The sequence below is a fragment of the Rouxiella aceris genome (assembly GCF_012933545.1).
Classification (GTDB): domain Bacteria; phylum Pseudomonadota; class Gammaproteobacteria; order Enterobacterales; family Enterobacteriaceae; genus Rouxiella; species Rouxiella aceris.
Genome location: NZ_JAADJU010000001.1, coordinates 15,685 through 36,390 on the forward strand (window position 1 = coordinate 15,685; position 20,706 = coordinate 36,390).

Below are 20,706 nucleotides of genomic sequence, written 5' to 3' on the forward strand. Positions count from 1 at the left end.
TTTAGTCAAATTCCAGTTCCACCTGTTCTGTACCCACCAGAGAACGTAAATCCAGCAGCAGACGGTCGGTTGGCGTTACACGCCAGGTCGCACCGAATCGCAGCCGGGCTCGCGCGTTCTCCCGTTGATAATAGAGATGCACTGGTATCGTCCCGGATCGATGAGGTTCCAACGATTCGCGCAGACGGTTCAAAAGCTGGTCATCAATTTGCCTGTCAGTCAGCGATATAGCAAGACCGCGAGCGTATTTTTCACGCGCTTCACTGATGTCCATTAAATCGCGGGCCATCATTTTAAGCCCGCCGTTGAAGTCATCAAAGCTGACCTGTCCTGTCGCTATCAGGATACGGTCTTTTTCCAACAAATGCTGAAATTTTTCCAAAGCTTCGGTAAACAACATCACTTCCAGACGACCTGAACGGTCATCAAGCGTACAAAGACCAATACGGTTGCCCCGCTTGGTCGTCATCACCTTCGCAGCGACCACTAATCCCACTGCGATGGTCATTTTTCCCCGGTCGGTCGGGTGCATATCTTTCAGACGCTGGCCACCGCCGTAACGTTCGATCTCTTTCAGATATTGCGTGATGGGGTGCCCGGTCAGATAAAGCCCCAGGGTTTCACGTTCGCCGTCCAACACCTTCTGTTCTTGCCACGGCGTAACGCTGGCATAGGACTTCTCAACCTGTTCCGGCTCTTCGGCCAGCACGCCAAACATATCCACCTGGCCAATGGCCTCGGCTTTGGCATGCTGATCGGCCGCTTTAAGCGCGTCACCCAACGAGTGCATCAAGGCTGCACGGTGCGGGCCAAGACGGTCAAAGGCACCGGACATAATCAGTTTTTCTAAAATACGGCGATTAAGCTTTTTGGTATCTGACCGCGCACAGAGATCAAACAGCTCTTTAAAGTAACCACCCTGATTACGCGCTTCAATAATGGCTTCAATCGGGCCTTCACCCACGCCTTTAATGGCACCAATACCGTAAACGATCTCGCCGTCATCATTAACGTGAAAATGGTAAAGACCGCTGTTGATGTCCGGCGGCAGGATTTTCAGCCCCATGCGCCAGCATTCGTCCACCAGGCCAACAACTTTATCGGTGTTGTCCATATCGGCGGTCATTACCGCCGCCATAAATTCTGCCGGGTAGTGCGCCTTCAGCCATAGCGTCTGGTATGAAACCAGCGCATAGGCGGCGGAGTGCGATTTGTTAAAACCATAACCGGCGAATTTTTCTACCAGGTCAAAGATTTTAATCGCCAATTCGCCGTCAATACCGCGATCTTTGGCACCGCTTTCAAAACCGCCGCGCTGCTTGGCCATCTCCACCGGGTTCTTTTTACCCATGGCACGACGCAGCATATCCGCGCCGCCGAGGGAGTAACCCGCCAGCACCTGGGCGATCTGCATAACCTGTTCCTGGTAGAGGATAATGCCGTAAGTCGGCTCCAATACCGGTTTCAGCGATTCATGCTGCCATTGGATATCAGGATAAGACAGCTCTTCTCGCCCGTGTTTACGGTCGATAAAGTTATCCACCATGCCGGACTGCAGAGGTCCGGGACGGAACAAGGCCACCAAGGCGATCATATCTTCGAAACTGTCGGGCTTCAGGCGTTTTATCAAATCCTTCATGCCGCGGGATTCAAGCTGGAAGACCGCGGTGGTCTCCGAGCGTTGCAGCATATCAAAGCTTTTCTTGTCATCTAACGGAATGGCGGCAATATCCAGCGGAGCCAGTCCGGTTTTGGCGCGCCGGGCGTTGATCATCTCCAGCGCCCAGTCAATGATGGTCAGCGTACGCAGCCCGAGGAAGTCAAACTTGACCAGCCCGGCATATTCCACATCGTTTTTATCAAACTGGGTGACCGGGTTATTACCCTCGGCATCGCAGTAGAGTGGCGCAAAGTCGGTAATTTTGGTGGGCGCAATCACCACACCACCGGCATGTTTACCGGCGTTACGTGTCACCCCTTCCAGCTTGCGCGCCATATCGATCAAGGCGCGGACCTCTTCGTCGGCCTCGTAAATCTCGGGCAACTGCGGTTCGGCCAAAAAGGCTTTCTCCAGCGTCATGCCCGGATCCGGCGGCACCAGCTTGGAGATGCGATCAACAAAGCCATAAGGGTGACCCAGCACACGGCCGACGTCACGGATCACCGCCTTGGCCGCCATGGTACCGAAAGTGATAATCTGCGATACCGCCTCGCGGCCATACATCTCGGCGACGTGCTCTATAACCCGATCGCGTTTTTCCATGCAGAAGTCGACGTCAAAGTCAGGCATGGAGACACGTTCCGGGTTAAGGAAGCGTTCGAACAGCAGATCGAATTCCAACGGGTCAAGATCGGTAATTTTTAACGCGTAGGCCACCAGTGAACCGGCACCGGAACCACGACCAGGCCCGACCGGTACGCCATTATCTTTCGACCACTGGATAAACTCCATGACGATCAGGAAGTAGCCAGGGAAGCCCATCTGGTTGATAACTTTCAGTTCAATTTCGAGGCGTTCGTCATATTCCGCACGCTTTTCCACTCTTACTGCCGGGTCGGGGAACAGAAACGCCAGGCGATCTTCCAGCCCCTGTTTGGCGCGGGTGACCAGAAAATCCTCGGTGGACATTTCGCCGGTCGGGAACTGCGGCAGAAAATACTCGCCCAGGCGAATAGTGACATTACAGCGTTTGGCAATCTCTACGCTATTTTGCAGCGCCTCCGGGATGTCGGCGAACAGCTCACACATCTCGTCTTCACTGCGCATATATTGCTGCGCGGTATAATTTTTAGGACGTTTCGGATCGTCGAGGGTAAAGCCGTCGTGGATGGCAACGCGGATCTCGTGAGCATCAAAATCGCCCTCCACCAGAAAACGCACGTCGTTGGTAGCCACCACCGGTAAACCCACCTCACCGGCCAGTGCAATGGCGGCATGCAGGTAGTTTTCTTCGTCGATGCGTCCGGTGCGGATCAGCTCCAGATAGTAACGATCGGGAAAATATTGCTGATAAAATTCGATGCATTGCTCAACCTGCAGCTGGTTGGAGCGGATCAGAAACTTGCCGACGTCGCCATGGCGCGCACCAGAGAGCAGCAGCAGGCCTTCGTTAAGCTCTGCCAGCCATTCCCGTTCAATGGTCGGTCCGGCGGCACCATAGCCCCGTTGGTAGGCTTTGGAAATCAGCAGGGTCAGGTTTTGGTAGCCCTGATTGTTCATCGCCAGCACCGTCAGCTGCGCCAGCTCATCACCCAACATCTCGCTATGCACATGTAAATCGGCACCGATCAGCGGTTTGATACCCGCGCCATGCGCTGCACCGTAAAACTTCACCAAACCACAGAGGTTGGTAAAATCGGTCAGTCCCAGCGCCGGCATGCCAAGGGCAGCCGCTCGTTTCACCAACGGGCCGACTTTGGCTAACCCATCAACCATGGAGTAGTCGCTGTGGACGCGCAGATGAATAAAACGAGGTTCAGCCATATTCAGATACCAGACAGAGAAGAGTTGCAATTATATACCCGTCGCAGAAAAACGGCAGCTGTCGGCGTAAGACACCATGGACCAACTGGCACATGGCGATCCTCACACATTCAGCAATGCCAATTCCTGGGGTATAGAAACTGTGTATATTGTGTTTGGCACTCGCCCACCCGCCGTCAGTTAGACGATAGCGCGGCGTCTAATGCTCGTCTGACCGGAGCAAAACTGCGTCGGTGATGCACAGTAGCACCAAAACGCGCAAGTTGTGCCAGATGTACGGCGGTCGGATAGCCTTTATGTTGGGCAAAACCGTACTCCGGAAACGCCAAATCCAGCTCGACCATTTCACGATCGCGGGTCACTTTCGCCAGAATAGAAGCCGCACTGATTTCGGCAACGCGGCTGTCGCCCTTGACTATCGCCTGTGCGGCCATAGGTAACTGCGGGCAGCGGTTGCCGTCAATGAGCACCATATCAGGAACGATCGCCAGCCCAGCGACTGCCCTCTGCATCGCCAACATAGTGGCGTGCAAAATATTGAGTTGGTCAATCTCTTCCGGCTCTGCGCGACCCAGACTCCAGGCCAGAGCCTTTTCTTTTATCTCGGCATAGAGATACTCGCGACGTTTTTCGCTAAGTTTTTTCGAATCGGCCAGCCCGGCAATCGGCTTTGCCGGGTCGAGGATCACTGCGGCGGTCACTACTGCGCCCACCAACGGGCCCCGTCCGACTTCATCAACCCCGGCAATCAGATTTGCCTGAGGATATACAAAAAGTTCTGTCATTGATTGGCCAGCTCCATCACTGCCTGTGCCGCCTGTTCATCCGCGTCACAGCGAATGCTTTCATGTAGCTGCAGGAAGGTCTGTTTTAATTGCTGACTGGTTTCGCCACCCGCCAGCAAAGGCAAAAGGGCCGCCGACAGCCTGGCAGGCACACACTCTTCCTGCAGCAATTCGGTGACAATTTCGCGACCGGCCAGCAAGTTGGGCAGCGAGACGTAAGGGGTTTTCACCAGACGTTTTGCCAGCCAAAAAGTGAATGGCTTCATACGATAACCGACTACCATCGGGCATTTCGCCAGCATGCATTCCAGAGCGGCGGTGCCTGACGCCAATAACGCCGCATCACTGGCGATCATGGCATTACGTGCCTGACCATCGAGCAAGTGGGCGGGAAGATCGGGGGCAATCTCGGCTTTGATACGTTCAAACTGCTCGCGGCGCCGGGCATTAACCAGGGGCACCACAATATGCAAATCGGCATAGCGCTCACGCAGTAACAGTGCGGTTTTCAGAAAATCGGCGCTAAGCATTTCAACTTCGGCATGGCGACTGCCGGGCAACAATGCCAGACAATGGACATCCTGCGGAATGCCAAGTGCACTGCGCGCCTGGGCTTTATTGGGGTTCAGTGGCATGGAATCTGCCATGGTATGGCCGATAAAGCGACAGGGAACGTTGAATTTGTCATAAAACGCTTTTTCAAAAGGCAAGAAAGCCAACACCATGTTGGTGGCCTTACCAATTTTGAAAACGCGTTTTTGCCGCCAGGCCCAAACCGAAGGGCTGACATAGTGAATAGTGGGAATACCGCGTTGCTTTAAACGCCCTTCGAGGGTGATATTAAAATCAGGTGCATCAATGCCGACAAAAACGTCAGGCTTCAGCTCGCTAAAGCGTTGAGTGAGTTCTTTACGGATTTTCAACAGGCGTGGCAGACGCCCAAGCACCTCCACCACGCCCATTACCGCCAGTTCTTCCATTTCGAACCAGGTTTCACATCCTTCAGCCTGCATCAGCGGACCGGCGACGCCAACAAAACGAGCGTCAGGATGATGACTTTTCAGTGCCCGGATCAAGCCCGCGCCCAAAATATCACCGGATGTTTCGCCGGCAACCAGGCCGATGGTCAGAACGGGCTTTTCCATTTCTATCAAATCCAGTTAAGAAGCTAAATCAGCGAATTAAATTAACGAATAATGCCGCGGGTTGAACGGGCAAAGAAATCGCTGAAAGGCTGTACCGCCGGGAACTCTGCCGCAATAGCCGCAATTTCGGGCTGCGACTCCTCGAGGGTTTTACCGCTACGATACAGGATTTTATAGGCATTACGGATCGCATGAAGAGACGGTTTGTCAAAACCACGACGTTTTAACCCTTCGATATTAATCCCGAAAGGTGTTGCATGGTTACCTTGCGCGATAACAAAAGGCGGCACATCCTGGGCAACGCCGGAGCAGCCCCCGACCATGACATGAGCACCAATCACACAGAACTGATGCACTGCCGTCATGCCACCGATAATGGCATAGTCGTCAACTTCAACGTGACCACCCAGCGTAGCGTTGTTGGCCAGAATACAACGATTGCCAATCACACAGTCATGGGCAATATGCGCATTGACCATCAGCAGGTTATCATCACCGACTTTAGTCAACCCACCGCCTTGAACGGTACCACGATGAATGGTCACGCTCTCACGAATATTGTTGCGATCGCCTACTTCTACACGCGTTGGCTCACCGGCATATTTCAGATCCTGGTTAATTTCACCAATGGAAACGAACTGGAAGATGCGGTTATCACGACCAATTTTGGTCACGCCATTTAACACCACGTGTGATTTAAGCTCGGTGCCTTCGCCAATCTCGACCTGTGAGCCGATATAACAGAAAGGCCCGACGCGAACGCCGGCACCAATAATCGCGCCTTCTTCAATAACGGCGCTAGGGTGAATAAAGGCGGTTTGATCAATCACGTATTATTTCTCCTGGCTACGGGCGCACATCATCTGAGCTTCGCACACTACATTGCCATCAACGGTAGCAACGCCAGTAAACCAGGTCACACCACGACGGGTTTTCAGGAACTTGACGTCCAGGGTCATGGTATCACCCGGTACTACGGGACGCTTAAAGCGTGCACTATCGATACCAGCAAAATAGTAAAGCTCGCCGGGTTCAAGTTTGCCAACGCTTTTAAACGCCAGCAGGCCGGTAGCTTGCGCCATGGCTTCAAGAATCAATACGCCAGGGAAGATCGGTTTACTTGGGAAATGTCCCTGGAAACACGGCTCGTTAAAAGAGACGTTTTTAATCGCTTTTAACGTTTTGTGTGGGGTATATTCGATAACCCGGTCTACCAACAAAAACGGAAAACGGTGCGGAAGCAGCTCAAGTATTTCTCCAATACCAAAACCTTCTATGCTGACTTCTTGATCGTTATGAGTAGGAGTGCTCAAAATACTCGTCCTGTCTAAAATACTGATATCATCAATAGCACGGCCTGCGTGTCCCTCAAAGAGGAACATTAAGCAGGCCGCAAATAGGGACTAAAAATCATTAACGCAATGATATATATAAATTTCCCACAAAATGCCGATGGACTCGCCTTCCTTCTCCCCCTGTTAAGCCGGTACTGCCAGCTCGGAGGATCCGTTTAGTTGCCCCCCGTAAATACATTTTGAATGCATTGGGTATATCAAGCAAAAACACTGCGTTACTTATTGATTATTAGTAGTTTGTTGTTGGCAAATTACTCTTCTTTGATTTTACGCTCTACGGCTTTCAAGCGCTTGTTCATCTCATCGATGTTCATCACCAACGCGGCGGTCTTACGCCAAACTTTGTTTGTCTGCAACGGAATGCCTGAGGAGTATATCCCAGGTTCGGTAATGGGTCGCATGACCATACCCATTCCTGTGACCACGGCTTTGTCACAAATTTCCATATGACCATTAATGACGCTGGCACCACCAATTTGGCAATAACGGCCAATTTTCAGGCTACCTGCCATAATGACACCACCGGCAACCGCCGTATTGTCTCCAATCACGACGTTGTGTGCAATCTGACATTGGTTATCGATGATAACGCCATTGCCGATTTGCGTGTCATCAAGCGCGCCGCGATCGATGGTGGTACAGGCACCAATCTCAACGGAATCACCGATAATCACCGTACCCAGCTGGGGAATTTTAACCCAGTTGCCACGATCGTTAGCATAACCAAAACCATCAGCCCCGATAACCGTCCCGGACTGAATCAGACATTTCTGACCAATCTCAACGCGATGGTAAATGGAAACATTGGCCCAAATGCGGGTGCCGGCACCAATTTTGGCATCTTTACCGATAAAACAGCCCGCACCGATAATAACGCCGTCGCCTAATTCCACACCGGATTCAATGACCGCATTCGCGCCAACTGAAACCTGTTTACCGAGTTTTGCCAGCGGCGAAATAACCGCGCCAGGGGCAATATCCTGTGCAGGGGCGGGAGTGGTATCAAGTATCTGAGCCATACGCGCATACGTCAGGTAAGGGTTTTTAACCACTAATGCCGAACTCTGGCAAAATGGCAGATCCGCTTCCGTCAACACTACGGCACCGGCTTTGCAGGTGGCCAACTGTTCACGGTAACGACTGTTTGATAAAAACGTGATTTGCTCAGAGTGTGCGGAATGCATTGAAGCAATGCCGGTGATGGCTATATTGCCATCACCGTGCACTTGTGCATCCAACTGCTGTGCGAGATCAGCCAGTCGAATTGAAGACATGTTTATTTAACCTGTTTCAGCACGTCATCAGTGATGTCTTTTGCATCTGGAGATGCATAAGCCACAGCATTGCCGTCAATGACGAGGTCATAACCTGCTTTGCTGGCAACAGCTTTCACTGCATCCTGAATACGACCAAGGATCTTGTTGCGTTCTTCACCCTGACGACGACGATTATCCTGGTCAAAAGCCTGAGCTTTAGCAGAGAAATCTTCGCGGTTGGCCATAACTTGTTTTTCAAGTTTTGCACGTTCAGCAGGCTTCATGGTTGACGCGTTCTGTTGCAGGTTTTGCATCTGGGACTGCAGAGCAGTTTCCTGAGCTTGCAACGCCGTCGCGCGGCCTTTGAATTCGTTTTCCAGTTGTTTAGCAACTGCATCACGCGCAGGCATTTTTTGGAAAACTTCTTGAACGTTTACAACAGCAATTTTATCAGCAGCCTGAACGCTAGCTGAAGCAGCCATGACTAATCCGAGGCCTGCGGCGTATAACCACTTTTTCACTATAAACTCCTTCCATCACCCGTTTGTGCCATCTGGCACAGTAAATTACACAAATAGCATAAGTCCAAAAACAATCTACGGGGATACTCCCCGTAGAATGTTTTCGCTCAAGCCTTTGCGATCCTGCTGAAAAGGCTCAGTAGCCGGAACAGATTACCACGTTTTACCAATGTTAAATTGGAACTGTTCGGCTTTGTCGCCATCATATTTCTTCATTGGCTGTGCGTAGGAGAATGACAAAGGCCCCAACGGAGACTGCCACTGCAACGCCACACCCGATGAAACACGCAAATTACCAATCTTGCTATAGTCAGGAACGCCTGCGGCTTCGGTCTCTGCAGTGTTCTGCCATTTGGTATCCCAAACGGTACCACTGTCCACAAACAGCGAGGTACGCAGGGAGTTGGCATACTTGTCCCCGACAAACGGTGTCGGCACAATCAGTTCGGCACTCATCAGACCCATGGCGTTACCGCCGACTGCGTCATTCGAGTTATTGATTGGGCAACCATTATAAGAGGCGGCACCGGCAGCACAATTATAATAGGCCGCTTTTGGACCAATTGTATTCGATTGGAAACCACGCACGCTGCTGGAACCACCGGCATAGAAGTTGTCGTAGAACGGCACTTCCTTGCCACCCAGACCGTCGGCATAACCGGCACGGGCACGTCCCATCAGCACCCAGCTGTGGCTTTCGCTCAGCGGCAGGTAGCTGGTGGCATCAAAGGTGATTTTGTAATATTCGTTGGTTGACCCAGGAACGGTAACTTTACCGCTCAAACTGGCTTTGCTCCCCGAAGTTGGGAAGAAACCACGGTCAAGGTTGTTATAACCCCAGCCCAGTGTCAGGAAGAAGTCATTGGCGCTGAAGTCGGCATCGGACGTATTGCTGCCTGCAACGACGCTTGGGTTCAGACCTACTGAATTCAGATAGCGGAACATAGCAACCTGAGGTTCCATATTGGACAGGTCGTTACGTACGTAATCCAGGCCCAGACGCAATGAGTTATTCTCGTTGACCGGGAAGCTCAGGGTCGAACCGATACCGTAGCTTTTGTTGGTATATTCCGACAGATCGGCGTTATTGGCCTTAAAGTCGTTATAGAAGATACGGCCGCCCAAACTGACACCATCAACGGTGAAGTAAGGGTTGGTAGCGGTTAACTCGGCATAGGTCTGGTAATCGTTTTTGGTACCACTGATACCGACGCTATTACCGGTGCCTAACCAGTTATCCTGTTGAACGCCGACCTGGAAGCTAACGCCACTTTCCGAGCCGTAGCCGACACCAAAGTTAAAGGTCCCGGTATTACGTTCTTTGACTTTATAAACCACGTCAACCTGATCGGTGGTACCAGGAACACGTTGAGTGTCAACATCCACGCTATCGAAGTAACCAAGACGGTTTAAACGTTCTTTACCTTTATCAACCTGGTCACTGCCTAACCATGCACCTTCCATCTGACGCATTTCACGGCGCAAGACCACGTCTTTACTGGTGTCGTTGCCTTCAAAGCGAACATGGCGCACGTAGAAACGGTTACCGGCATCGACGCTGACGTGCAGAATAACGGTTTTATCTTTATCGTTAATTTCTGGCTGCGTGGCAACGCGCGGATAGGCGTAACCATAACGGCCCAACATCGCTTTGATGTCGTTCTCGATTTTGGTCACTTTAGCGCCGCTATACAGCTCGCCATTGTTGATTTTGCTCAGGCTTTCGACTTCTGCCGAGTGGCCGGCCATATTGCCCGTCACCTGCACACCGGTCACTTTATACTGATCGCCTTCGTGGAGATTAAGGGTGATATAAATCCCTTTTTTATCCGGCGTCAGACTGACCTGAGTGGAGTCGATGTTAAAACGCGCATAGCCACGGTCAAGATAGTAGCTGCGCAAAGTTTCGAGGTCGCCCGAAAGTTTCTGTTTCTGGTATTTACGATCGCCAACCAGATTCCACCAAGGCACCTCATCACGCAGTTGGAACTGCGCAACCAGTTTTTCGGTGCTGAAGGCATGGTTGCCGACGATGTTGATCTGCTGAATTTGTGCAGAGACACCTTCGGTAAAGACCAGTTTCAGGTCGACACGGTTACGGGGTAAAGGGGTGACCACAGCTTTCACTGAAGCACTGTATTTACCGACGCTGTAGTAGAAGTCTTCCAGTCCCTTTTCAATATTGGAAACTGTTGTACGGTCAAGCGCTTCGCCAACCCGGATGCCAGAGGCTTCAAGGTTTTCTTTCAGCATGTCCTCTTTCACGGCTTTGTTGCCGGAAAAAGTGATGCTGGCGATAGTAGGACGCTCTTTGACTTGAACAATCAGCGTATTACCATCGCGCATGACGCGAACGTCCTCAAAGTTGCCAGTGGCAAACAATGCACGGATGGTATTACTGATATCATCGTCAGTGACCGTATCCCCTACGCGAACCGGCATATTGAGTAACGCCGCACCGACGGCAACGCGCTGCAGGCCTTCGAAATGAATGTCCTTCACTACGAATCCATCTGCACCGTATACGGTTGCGCTGCCAAACAGCAGCGACGCTATGAGCAACTTTTTGATCGCCATCGTTGTTATGCGTTCTTCCTAACCTAATCCCCAGCCCTTACAGACGGGAGAAATCATTGAAAAGTGCAAGCCCCATCAACAACACCAGCAATACTGAGCCAATGCGGTAACTGAAGTCCTGAACTCGCTCGGAAACTGGCCCACCTTTAAGCTTTTCTATTGCCAGAAACAGCAGGTGTCCACCATCTAACACCGGTAATGGGAACAAATTGATAATACCGAGATTGACACTTATCAATGCCAAAAACATCAGGTAGTACACCAATCCGTATTCAGCTGACATACCGGCACCCTGCGCGATGGAGATAGGGCCACTCAGATTGTTCAGCTTCACATCACCGGTTATTAACTTGCCCAGCATATTGACCGTTAATTTCATCAGTTGCCAGGTTTTATCCCCGGCCTCATAAAACGCCACAAACGGTCCATACTGGCGAATCGTTTTATACTCGTCTGGCAGTGGGATAATTTTAGGCACCACGCCGGCAAAACCCTGCGCCTGGCCTTTCCCCACCGTTTTAGTGTCTGGTATTAACGTTAAGTTCAAAGACGTTCCGCTGCGTTCAATATCCAACGCCATCGGCTTGCCCGGATTATCGCGTACCTGACTGGCAAATGCTTGCCAACTTACCAAAACCTGACCATCAACTTTAACGATGCGGTCACCGGCTTGTAAACCCGCCTTTTGCGCTGCCGACTTTTCCTGCACCTGGGCCAGCACGGACTCAATCTGCGGACCACGGGGAATAATCCCCAGGGCGACAACAGGGTCCTGCTTTTCCGGGTCAAAATGCCAGGCTTTAAGATCAAGCTGTTTTTCAACGACCTGAGAGGAACCAAAAGGTGCCACTCCGACAGTAGTGTGATCGTCACCAATTTCGCCAACTAACGCCATGCGAACTGAATCCCAATCAGGCGTTTCGATACCGGCAACCGACTTAAGTTCCATTCCGGCTAAAATATTGGATTGCGCAGCAACCGACTGCGGGGTGATTTCACCCACAACAGGACGCACGCTGGGGACGCCGATGACAAACACCAGCCAGTAGGCAAAAATTGCAAAGATGAAGTTGGCAATGGGACCGGCACTGATAATCGCCGCACGTTGCCAGACGGTTTTGTTGTTAAAGGATAAATGACGATATTGAGGATCGACGGCTTCAACACGCTCATCGAGCATCTTGACGTAGCCGCCGAGCGGGATCAGCGCCAGCACGTATTCCGTTCCCTGTTTGTCAGTGCGGCGAAAAAGTGCGCGCCCAAAACCGACAGAGAAGCGTTCCACGCGAACACCGCAGCGACGAGCAACCCAGAAATGGCCAAATTCGTGCACGGTGATCAGCACCCCTAATGCAACGATAAAGGCGGCCAGGCTCCAGAGTATGTTCATCATAATCCTAACTATTCCTTAAAAACTGCCCATTAATACACTAACAGCATCAGGCAGGCGAAGACAGGTACCGCAGCAGTCAAACTGTCAATACGATCCATAATCCCACCGTGACCCGGTATTAAATTCCCGCTGTCTTTGATCCCGGCTTCTCGCTTAAACATACTTTCGGTCAAATCCCCCAGCACGGATGCCAATGCGGCAACAATCGAGCAGACCAACAGGGTCGAAGGGACAACGTCAAGTGGTGCGTAGCGACCAAACAACCATGATATCAGAGCCGAGGTCAACAAACCGCCAATTAATCCTTCCCAGGTTTTTCCTGGCGAAACTCGCGGGGCCAGTTTGTGCTTGCCAAACAACTTGCCAAACAGATAGGCACCAGAGTCTGCCCCCCACACCAGCAGCATCACATACAGCAGCCACCAGGCGCCATTGTAATGGTTTTCTGCATAGCCGTAGGTACGCAACGATATCATGCCCCAGAAGAAAGGCACGATAGTCAATAATCCAAATACCAGTCTCAATATACGGGAATGGCGCCATAGCGCAGCTGAGGACGGGTAAAATATCACCAGAACAAATGCCAGTAGCCACCAGCAAAGTGATAACCAGAGTGAGCCCTTGACCTGTAAAAGTTGTACCGACTGCTGATAGGCCGGCAGGCTAAGCATCATGGCCGCCAGCAAAAAACCGCAGAGAATAGCCAACCACACGCGCTGCGTGCGTGACGTAAATCCGGAAAACTGTCCCCACTCCCAGGCCGCCAGCATACAGACAATAACGGTAACGACGGCAAAGCCAACCGGTGGCAGTAAAAACAGTGCTGCGATAACAATCGGAATCAAAATCAAAGCTGTGATAATGCGATACTTCAGCAAAAGTTCTCCCTAGGACGCATCGGCGTCGATAGGTGTAGTCCCCCCGAAGCGACGCTCGCGTTGTGCAAAAGCATTCAGCGCACCTTCAAAGACAATTTCATCAAAATCAGGCCAGAGGACGTCAGTAAAATAGAGCTCGGCATAGGCAATCTGCCACAGCAAAAAGTTACTTATTCGATGTTCCCCACCGGTTCTGATCACCAGGTCGACAGGTGCCAGTTCGCTCATACAGATTGAGGCATCGAGCACCTCTTCCGTGATTTGCTCCGCCCGCAGTGTACCAGCTTCGATCTGACCTGCCAGCTTCTTTACGCCCTGGATAATATCCCATCGTCCGCCGTAATTGGCAGCAATGTTAAGCGTAAGGCCATCGTTATTTTCTGTAAGTGCTTCTGAACGACGGATCCTTTCCTGCAAACGGGCACTAAAACGACTGACATCGCCAATAATCCGCAATCTGACATTATGTTTATGCAGATTTTTTACTTCACTATCCAACGCGCGGACAAAAAGCTCCATCAATGCCGAAACTTCCTGAACCGGACGGTTCCAGTTTTCACTGCTAAAGGCATAAAGCGTGAGCGCATCAAGGTGATGGCTTGCAGCAAAGCTTACCGCTTTACGAACGGACTTTACTCCCGCTTTATGACCAAAGACCCGCATTTTTCCCTGACGTTTCGCCCAGCGTCCATTCCCATCCATAATAATGGCAACATGACGCGGTGGCGGACAAGTTGTATCAGTCATTTGTTGATTCTCGAGCGACATAACCCGTACTCATATCCTTCAGCCAGAATTAACGACGTCACCTGGTGATCAGCATTATCATGATGAAGCGTGCGCGTAAAAAAGCCGTGAACCCTACCAGGCACGGCTTCACCTGACTACCTAACGTACTTTAAAACGACAAGTACGGCCGTAAAACGCAGAATGCGTCGTCAGGAGGCGCAGACTATATCATTTCAACGTTGTTCGAACAAATGGCCTCATTCACAGATGCATAATTTTACAGAGCAAATGACTGTAATAACAAGCGCGCAGACGCTCTCGCCGTACGATCAATCGCTAAAACTTCTTCGACACTGGCTGGTTCACCCGGCAGCGTTTTTTCCATCACCTGGCTGTTCAGCGCCGCGATATCGGTAAAACGCAGCCTGCCAGCAAGGAAGGCTGCCACTGATACTTCATTGGCGGCATTGAGTGCGGTAGTGGCCGCCTGCCCGGTACGACTGGCTTCGATCGCCAGTTTCAGACATGGATAACGGACATAATCGGGCTCACTAAAGGTCAATGCCCCCATTTTACAGAAATCCAGCGCCTCGACCCCGGCCACCACGCGCTGCGGATAGGCCATGGCATGGGCAATAGGCGTACGCATATCCGGCGAGCCAAGCTGCGCCAATACGCTGCCATCAATATATCGCACCATCGAGTGGATCATCGACTGCGGGTGAATGATCACTTCCATCTGTTGCGCCGAAGCATTAAACAGCCAGCGAGCTTCGATATACTCGAGGCCTTTGTTCATCATGGTGGCAGAATCGACAGAAATTTTTCTGCCCATTGACCAGTTAGGATGGGCACAGGCCTGATCCGGCGTAACACCGGCGAAATCGCCTAACGGCAGTTGACGGAACGGGCCACCGGAGCCGGTGAGGATAATGCGGGATACGCCGTTATCTTGCAGTGAAGCATAGCCCAACTGCTGCTGGACCTTTTCGGGGAGACTTTGAAAGATGGCGTTATGTTCGCTGTCGATGGGTAGCAGCTGACTTTGGCTTTCGCGGACGGCATCCATAAAGATGCGCCCACAGGTCACCAGCGACTCTTTATTGGCCAGCAGCACACTTTTACCGGCTTTTACCGCCGCCAGGGTGGGCAACAAGCCGGCGGCACCGACAATGGCCGACATCACCTGATTGACATCATCAAGTGCCGCCAGCTCACAGGCGGCAGGCATGCCTGACATCACCTCTGTTTTACTCCCCTGCTCGCGCAGCAGGCGTCGCAAGGCGACGGCAGAGGTTTCATCGCTCATGGCCGCATATTGCGGCGCAAACTCAAGACATTGCTCCGCCATCTTCTGCACATTGGTACCCGCGACCAATGCACGAACCGCAAAGGCCTGCGGATTTGCGCGCACCACGGCAAGCGTGCTGGTGCCAACGGAACCGGTGGAGCCAAGAATAGTCAGTTGCTTCATGAAGGTACTCAATGCAATTTAGCGATAGTCAGTATCAAAGTGACACAGTCTGTAACTCATCGGGTTGGTTGTCTATCAGATTCCGCCCGACCTGAGTGCAAAATTATTTTCTGCCGCATCAATTGAATAATTAATAAATTTTTAATGCCACAAAAAACAAAGCGCCGCATAAGCGACGCTCCAGGTAACACGCAAGCAGCAATCAGAAATCCATCAATTCGGTTTCTTTATCGCTTAAGGCCTGATCGACTTTCTTGATAAAGATATCAGTCATCTTCTGGATCTCGTCCTGAGAACGACGATCTTCGTCTTCGCTGATCTCTTTGTCTTTCAGCAGTGCCTTGAGTTTATCGTTGGCATCGCGACGTACGTTACGCACGGAAACACGACCCTGCTCAGCTTCACCGCGAACGATCTTGATCAGATCCTTACGACGCTCTTCGGTCAGTGCAGGCAAAGGCACACGGATTGTGCTGCCGGCAGACATCGGGTTTAAGCCGAGGTCAGAAGCCATAATCGCCTTTTCGACGGCGGCGCTGATAGAGCGGTCAAACACGGTAATAGCCAGTGTGCGCGCATCTTCGGCAACCACACTCGCCAGCTGACGCAGCGGTGTTGATGAACCGTAGTAATCAACCTGAATACTGTCGAGAATGCTTGGTGATGCACGGCCGGTGCGAATTTTACTGATATTGGTTTTGAATGCTTCTACGCTTTTTTCCATGCGTACTTCGGCATCTTTTCTGATTTCATTTATCACGTTGCGAACCTTTGGAAACGGGTTACTTGGCAGACCATAAGATGATTATAGTCCGTGAATATTCAAACCTGCTATCCCCGTCATCAGGCAATGATGACGGATGCGCGGGTTGTGCGCCTGATTCTAAGGTCGCAGCTGGCATCATTTTAGCAGGATGCCAGGCGACAAAAAGGCGCCAGGGACAGCAAAAAACGACCGGTTATTCGTCTTTGGAGATCAACGTACCTTCGTTCTCACCCATCACCACGCGGCGCAGGGCGCCAGGTTTGTTCATATTGAAAACGCGAATCGGCAGATTGTGGTCACGGGCCAGGGTAAAGGCGGCCAGGTCCATCACTTTCAATTCTTTTTCAAGCACATCCTGATAATTCAAGTGCTCAAACATGGTGGCATCCGGATGTTTAACCGGATCGGCAGAGAAAACACCGTCTACTTTGGTGGCTTTCAGCACCACATCGGCTTCAATTTCAATCCCGCGCAAGCAGGCGGCGGAATCGGTGGTAAAAAATGGATTGCCGGTACCGGCAGCAAAAATCACGACGCGGTTATTACGCAGCAAGCTGATGGCTTCAGCCCAGCTGTAGTTGTCACAGACGCCATTAAGCGGAATAGCAGACATCAGGCGTGCATTCACATAGGCGCGGTGCAGCGCATCACGCATTGCCAGGCCATTCATTACCGTGGCCAGCATTCCCATGTGGTCACCCACTACGCGGTTCATTCCTGCCTGAGCAAGACCGGCACCGCGGAACAAGTTGCCGCCGCCAATCACTACCCCTACCTGGATACCTAATTCAACCAGCTCTTTCACTTCCTGTGCCATGCGATCCAAAACGCTCGCATCGATACCAAAACCTTCACTGCCTTGCAGGGCTTCGCCACTGAGTTTTAGCAGGATACGCTGATAAACGGGTTTCGCATTGGTAGCCATGGTGTCTGTCCTAAGAAGCAATGTGTCGTGTTGGGATTGTCGTTTTTTTTGCATCACAAATCCTGTGATGGCATCAGGCACTCATAATGCTATCTACCTGACGTAAATACTATGGGATATTACTTAGGCCGGATAAAAAGGAACCGCCAATTTCAGCGGTTCCTTTTTTTGCATCAATCCAGCATTAAGACTGTTTGCTCATTGCTGCAACTTCAGCAGCAAAGTCAGTCTCAACTTTCACGATGCCTTCGCCAACTTCAAAGCGAATGAAGTTAATCACGTCAGCGTTGTGCTCTTTCAGCACCTGAGCAACTGTCTTGCTCGGTTCGATAACGAAAGGCTGACCAGTCAGAGAAACTTCGCCGGTGAATTTCTTCATGCGGCCTTCAACCATTTTCTCTGCGATTTCTTTTGGCTTGCCAGACTGCATGGCGATGTCCAGCTGAACCTGGTACTCTTTTTCTACTACTTCAGCAGACACATCTTCCGGCTTAACGAATTCTGGTTTGCTTGCTGCAACGTGCATAGCAAGGTGTTTAACCAGCTCTTCGTCAGCGCCTTTAGCGGCAACCAGAACACCGATGCGAGCACCGTGCAGGTAGCTACCCAATACATCGCCTTCCAGTGAAGTAATACGGCGAATGTTGATGTTCTCACCGATTTTAGCGACCAGCGCTACACGTTCTTCTTCGAACTGGGCTTTCAGCACTTCAACATCAGTGATTTTGCCAGCAAAAGCGGTATCCAGCACTTTGTTGGCGAATGCCTGGAAACCACCATCTTTAGCAACGAAGTCAGTCTGGCAGTTAACTTCCAGAATCAGACCATAGTTACCTTCGATCTTGGTTTTGATCACGCCATCAGCAGCAACGTTGCCTGCTTTCTTGGCCGCTTTGATCGCGCCAGATTTACGCATGTTTTCAATGGACAGCTCGATGTCGCCGTTAGCTTCAACCAGAGCTTTCTTACAATCCATCATGCCAGCGCCGGTACGTTCGCGCAGTTCTTTTACCAGGGCAGCGGTAATTTCAGCCATTGTATTTTCCTCGATTATCCCAGTGCAAAAAGGCTTTTTGCGGTGAGATATTTCTCGCATTTAAGATAAGCAAAGGGGGCCAATTAAGGCCCCCTAACCAACATATTCAATACCTGGTTAATAAGGGCTGCTTACCCGTCATCATTCAATTTGCATGTGCGTTGGCTGCCCTCGCTCACTCCAGTCACTTAACGAGGTAAGTTCCGGGGGATTCGTTCAGTTGCCGCCTTACTGCACCTTGAAATCTTTTGGGGTATCTGAGCCTTCCTTATTATTCAGCTTCTACGAAGCTTTCTTCTGCCTGAACAGCCAGGTCTTGCGAACGGCCTTCACGAACAGTGGCAGCAACAGCGCTCAGGTACAGGTTTACTGCACGGATTGCGTCATCGTTACCAGGGATAATAAAGTCAACGCCATCTGGATCGGAGTTGGTATCAACAATAGCGAATACCGGGATACCCAGGTTGTTAGCTTCTTTGATAGCGATATGTTCGTGGTCGGCATCGACAACAAACAGTGCATCAGGAAGACCGCCCATATCCTTGATACCACCCAGGCTATTTTCCAGCTTCGCAAGCTCACGAGTACGCATCAGAGCTTCTTTCTTGGTCAGCTTTTCGAAAGTGCCGTCTTGGGACTGGATTTCCAGATCTTTCAGACGCTTGATAGACTGACGAACGGTTTTCCAGTTAGTCAGCATACCGCCCAACCAGCGATGGTTCACGAAGAACTGGTCGCAGTTGTGTGCAGCGTCTTTTACCGCTTCGCTTGCTGCGCGTTTGGTACCAACAAACAGGATCTTGCCTTTACGAGCAGAGATCTTGGTCAATTCAGCCAGAGCTTCATTGAACATTGGTACAGTTTTCTCAAGGTTGATGATGTGAACTTTGTTGCGTGAACCGAAGATGAATGGCTTCATTTTCGGGTTCCAGTAACGGGTCTGGTGACCGAAGTGAACACCGGCCTTGAGCATGTCGCGCATGGAAACAGTTGCCATGATAAAACCTCTATAGTAAATGTTGGGGTTATGCCTCCACGTATCCCGTGCTACCGACCCCGTAGAAAACCTTCCGAAGAAAGTATTCCCAGAGCACCCCGGCGCAGGTGTCGATACGTGTGTGTTATTACTTATTAAACGAATAAGTACACAATTTGAGTGAGTATTTGGCTTATCCTCTGCATATCTGCAAAGACAATACAGTGATTGCCGGCGCGCTTTATACCATAATTCCGCACCAGACACCAATAAAAGTTAACCCGCCGCGCCAGGAGAAAATGATAATTTGGCAGGCCAGAACAGGGCTGATACCATATAGCCTGTGCCCCGCAAGGCTTGATGTCGACGTCGCTATCCAGCAACCCTTGCCGGGCAAAACCTACAGGCTAATTATTGACGACCGGCGGGAATTTAGCCAAATATGGCATAAATTTTAGGTCGCCAACAAACAGGACACAGCAGGATTCTTTCATGGCAATCTCAATCAAAACACCGCAAGACATCGAAAAAATGCGCGTTGCCGGACGCCTGGCCGCAGAAGTGCTGGAAATTATTGAACCCTACGTGAAACCCGGGATCAGCACCGGTGAGCTCGACCGCATCTGTCACGACCATATTACCAACAAGCAGCAGGCCATTTCCGCATGCCTGGGCTATCACGGCTTTCCCAAATCAGTGTGTATCTCCATTAACGAGGTGGTCTGCCACGGTATTCCCACTGATGAACGCATTCTGAAAGACGGCGATATCGTCAATATCGACGTCACCGTTATTAAAGACGGCTTTCACGGCGACACCTCAACCATGTTTATCGTCGGCAAACCGACCATCCTTGGCGAGCGCCTGTGTCGCGTTACCCAGCAGAGCCTCTATCTGGCCCTGAAAATGATCAGGCCGGGGATCCGCTTGCGCACGCTGGGCAAAGCCATCCAGCAATTTGTTGAAGCCGAGAACTTCTCTGTGGTTCGCGAATACTGCGGTCATGGCATTGGTGAAGGTTTCCATGAAGACCCTCAGGTGCTGCACTATGATGCCGATGACGGTGGCGTGGTGCTGCAGACTGGCATGGCGTTTACCGTTGAGCCGATGGTTAACGCCGGCGACTATCGCATTCGCAGCATGAAAGATGGCTGGACAGTGAAAACCAAAGATCGCAGCCTGTCGGCACAATATGAACATACTATTGTGGTCACCGAGAATGGCTGTGAGATCATGACACTGCGCAAAGAGGAAACTATCCCCAATATCCTCACTCCCGATACTGTCAGCGCAAACTAAGCGTGATAGATTGGTTGCTACAAGCCGGCTCTTGCCGGCTTTATGCTTTCAAGGGGGCCGCTGCGCCAGGCACATTACCGCGTCTTACTGCGCCGTGAACGATTTTT

General features: G+C 51.2%; 17 protein-coding genes. 1 reads left to right on the forward strand and 16 read right to left on the reverse strand.

What is annotated here, in order from left to right:
- Window position 1: 1 nt before the first annotated feature.
- The 16 genes from dnaE to rpsB form a co-directional block, all read right to left on the reverse strand.
- Window positions 2-3,484: a DNA polymerase III subunit alpha gene (dnaE, locus tag GW590_RS00095; protein ID WP_169401007.1), complete on the reverse strand. Its 3,483-nt coding sequence runs from the start codon at window positions 3,482-3,484 to the stop codon at window positions 2-4.
- Between the two features lie 176 nt (window positions 3,485-3,660).
- A complete protein-coding gene (gene rnhB / locus GW590_RS00100) occupies window positions 3,661-4,269 on the reverse strand; it encodes a ribonuclease HII (RefSeq protein WP_169401008.1) in 609 nt (202 codons plus the stop codon).
- On the reverse strand, window positions 4,266-5,414 hold the full coding sequence (gene lpxB / locus GW590_RS00105; RefSeq protein WP_169401009.1) for a lipid-A-disaccharide synthase: 1,149 nt from the start codon (window positions 5,412-5,414) through the stop codon (window positions 4,266-4,268). Before lpxB ends, rnhB begins: the two co-directional genes overlap by 4 nt.
- 41 nt (window positions 5,415-5,455) lie before the next feature.
- Window positions 5,456-6,244: an acyl-ACP--UDP-N-acetylglucosamine O-acyltransferase gene (gene lpxA / locus GW590_RS00110; RefSeq protein WP_169401010.1), complete on the reverse strand. Its 789-nt coding sequence runs from the start codon at window positions 6,242-6,244 to the stop codon at window positions 5,456-5,458.
- A 3-nt stretch (window positions 6,245-6,247) separates the two neighbouring features.
- On the reverse strand, window positions 6,248-6,727 hold the full coding sequence (gene fabZ / locus GW590_RS00115) for a 3-hydroxyacyl-ACP dehydratase FabZ (RefSeq protein ID WP_235955816.1): 480 nt from the start codon (window positions 6,725-6,727) through the stop codon (window positions 6,248-6,250).
- A 293-nt stretch (window positions 6,728-7,020) separates the two neighbouring features.
- On the reverse strand, window positions 7,021-8,043 hold the full coding sequence (lpxD, locus tag GW590_RS00120; RefSeq protein ID WP_169401011.1) for a UDP-3-O-(3-hydroxymyristoyl)glucosamine N-acyltransferase: 1,023 nt from the start codon (window positions 8,041-8,043) through the stop codon (window positions 7,021-7,023).
- 2 nt (window positions 8,044-8,045) lie between these two features.
- Entirely contained in the window at window positions 8,046-8,546 is a 501-nt protein-coding gene (skp, locus tag GW590_RS00125; protein ID WP_169401012.1) for a molecular chaperone Skp, read from the reverse strand.
- Between the two features lie 153 nt (window positions 8,547-8,699).
- Window positions 8,700-11,123 (reverse strand): outer membrane protein assembly factor BamA, encoded by a 2,424-nt coding sequence (gene bamA, locus GW590_RS00130; RefSeq protein WP_169401013.1) that lies wholly within the window; start codon window positions 11,121-11,123, stop codon window positions 8,700-8,702.
- Between the two features lie 37 nt (window positions 11,124-11,160).
- Window positions 11,161-12,516: a sigma E protease regulator RseP gene (gene rseP, locus GW590_RS00135; RefSeq protein ID WP_169401014.1), complete on the reverse strand. Its 1,356-nt coding sequence runs from the start codon at window positions 12,514-12,516 to the stop codon at window positions 11,161-11,163.
- Between the two features lie 29 nt (window positions 12,517-12,545).
- Window positions 12,546-13,394 carry a phosphatidate cytidylyltransferase gene (gene cdsA, locus GW590_RS00140; protein WP_169401015.1) on the reverse strand — a complete coding sequence of 283 codons (849 nt, stop codon included), beginning with the start codon at window positions 13,392-13,394 and terminating at the stop codon, window positions 12,546-12,548.
- 9 nt (window positions 13,395-13,403) lie between these two features.
- Complete coding sequence (gene ispU, locus GW590_RS00145) at window positions 13,404-14,162, reverse strand: (2E,6E)-farnesyl-diphosphate-specific ditrans,polycis-undecaprenyl-diphosphate synthase (RefSeq protein ID WP_169401016.1); 759 nt, start codon at window positions 14,160-14,162, stop codon at window positions 13,404-13,406.
- Window positions 14,163-14,400: 238 nt separating this feature from the next.
- Window positions 14,401-15,597, reverse strand: a complete 1,197-nt coding sequence (gene ispC / locus GW590_RS00150; protein WP_169401017.1) for a 1-deoxy-D-xylulose-5-phosphate reductoisomerase — start codon at window positions 15,595-15,597, stop codon at window positions 14,401-14,403.
- A 202-nt stretch (window positions 15,598-15,799) separates the two neighbouring features.
- Window positions 15,800-16,357 (reverse strand): ribosome recycling factor, encoded by a 558-nt coding sequence (frr, locus tag GW590_RS00155; RefSeq protein WP_169401018.1) that lies wholly within the window; start codon window positions 16,355-16,357, stop codon window positions 15,800-15,802.
- A gap of 199 nt (window positions 16,358-16,556) precedes the next feature.
- The gene (gene pyrH / locus GW590_RS00160) at window positions 16,557-17,288 is read right to left on the reverse strand and encodes a UMP kinase (RefSeq protein WP_169401019.1); all 732 of its coding nucleotides are present in this window, start codon (window positions 17,286-17,288) and stop codon (window positions 16,557-16,559) included.
- Window positions 17,289-17,472: 184 nt separating this feature from the next.
- Window positions 17,473-18,324, reverse strand: a complete 852-nt coding sequence (tsf, locus tag GW590_RS00165) for a translation elongation factor Ts (protein WP_169401020.1) — start codon at window positions 18,322-18,324, stop codon at window positions 17,473-17,475.
- Between the two features lie 271 nt (window positions 18,325-18,595).
- Window positions 18,596-19,321 carry a 30S ribosomal protein S2 gene (rpsB, locus tag GW590_RS00170; protein ID WP_169401021.1) on the reverse strand — a complete coding sequence of 242 codons (726 nt, stop codon included), beginning with the start codon at window positions 19,319-19,321 and terminating at the stop codon, window positions 18,596-18,598.
- A 471-nt stretch (window positions 19,322-19,792) separates the two neighbouring features.
- On the opposite strand from rpsB, the gene map reads away from it, so the two are divergent.
- Complete coding sequence (gene map / locus GW590_RS00175; RefSeq protein ID WP_169401022.1) at window positions 19,793-20,599, forward strand: type I methionyl aminopeptidase; 807 nt, start codon at window positions 19,793-19,795, stop codon at window positions 20,597-20,599.
- The last annotated feature ends 107 nt before the right edge of the window (window positions 20,600-20,706 follow it).

Excerpts from the sequence above, each read along its gene's own strand:
- rseP (WP_169401014.1), bottom strand. The coding sequence starts at position 12,516 with ATGATGAACATACTCTGGAGCCTGGCCGCCTTTATCGTTGCATTAGGG.
- map (WP_169401022.1), top strand. The coding sequence starts at position 19,793 with ATGGCAATCTCAATCAAAACACCGCAAGACATCGAAAAAATGCGCGTT.
- bamA (WP_169401013.1), bottom strand. The coding sequence starts at position 11,123 with ATGGCGATCAAAAAGTTGCTCATAGCGTCGCTGCTGTTTGGCAGCGCA.
- ispU (WP_169401016.1), bottom strand. The coding sequence starts at position 14,162 with ATGTCGCTCGAGAATCAACAAATGACTGATACAACTTGTCCGCCACCG.
- pyrH (WP_169401019.1), bottom strand. The coding sequence starts at position 17,288 with ATGGCTACCAATGCGAAACCCGTTTATCAGCGTATCCTGCTAAAACTC.
- rpsB (WP_169401021.1), bottom strand. The coding sequence starts at position 19,321 with ATGGCAACTGTTTCCATGCGCGACATGCTCAAGGCCGGTGTTCACTTC.
- ispC (WP_169401017.1), bottom strand. The coding sequence starts at position 15,597 with ATGAAGCAACTGACTATTCTTGGCTCCACCGGTTCCGTTGGCACCAGC.
- lpxD (WP_169401011.1), bottom strand. The coding sequence starts at position 8,043 with ATGTCTTCAATTCGACTGGCTGATCTCGCACAGCAGTTGGATGCACAA.
- tsf (WP_169401020.1), bottom strand. The coding sequence starts at position 18,324 with ATGGCTGAAATTACCGCTGCCCTGGTAAAAGAACTGCGCGAACGTACC.
- rnhB (WP_169401008.1), bottom strand. The coding sequence starts at position 4,269 with ATGACAGAACTTTTTGTATATCCTCAGGCAAATCTGATTGCCGGGGTT.
- dnaE (WP_169401007.1), bottom strand. The coding sequence starts at position 3,484 with ATGGCTGAACCTCGTTTTATTCATCTGCGCGTCCACAGCGACTACTCC.
- lpxB (WP_169401009.1), bottom strand. The coding sequence starts at position 5,414 with ATGGAAAAGCCCGTTCTGACCATCGGCCTGGTTGCCGGCGAAACATCC.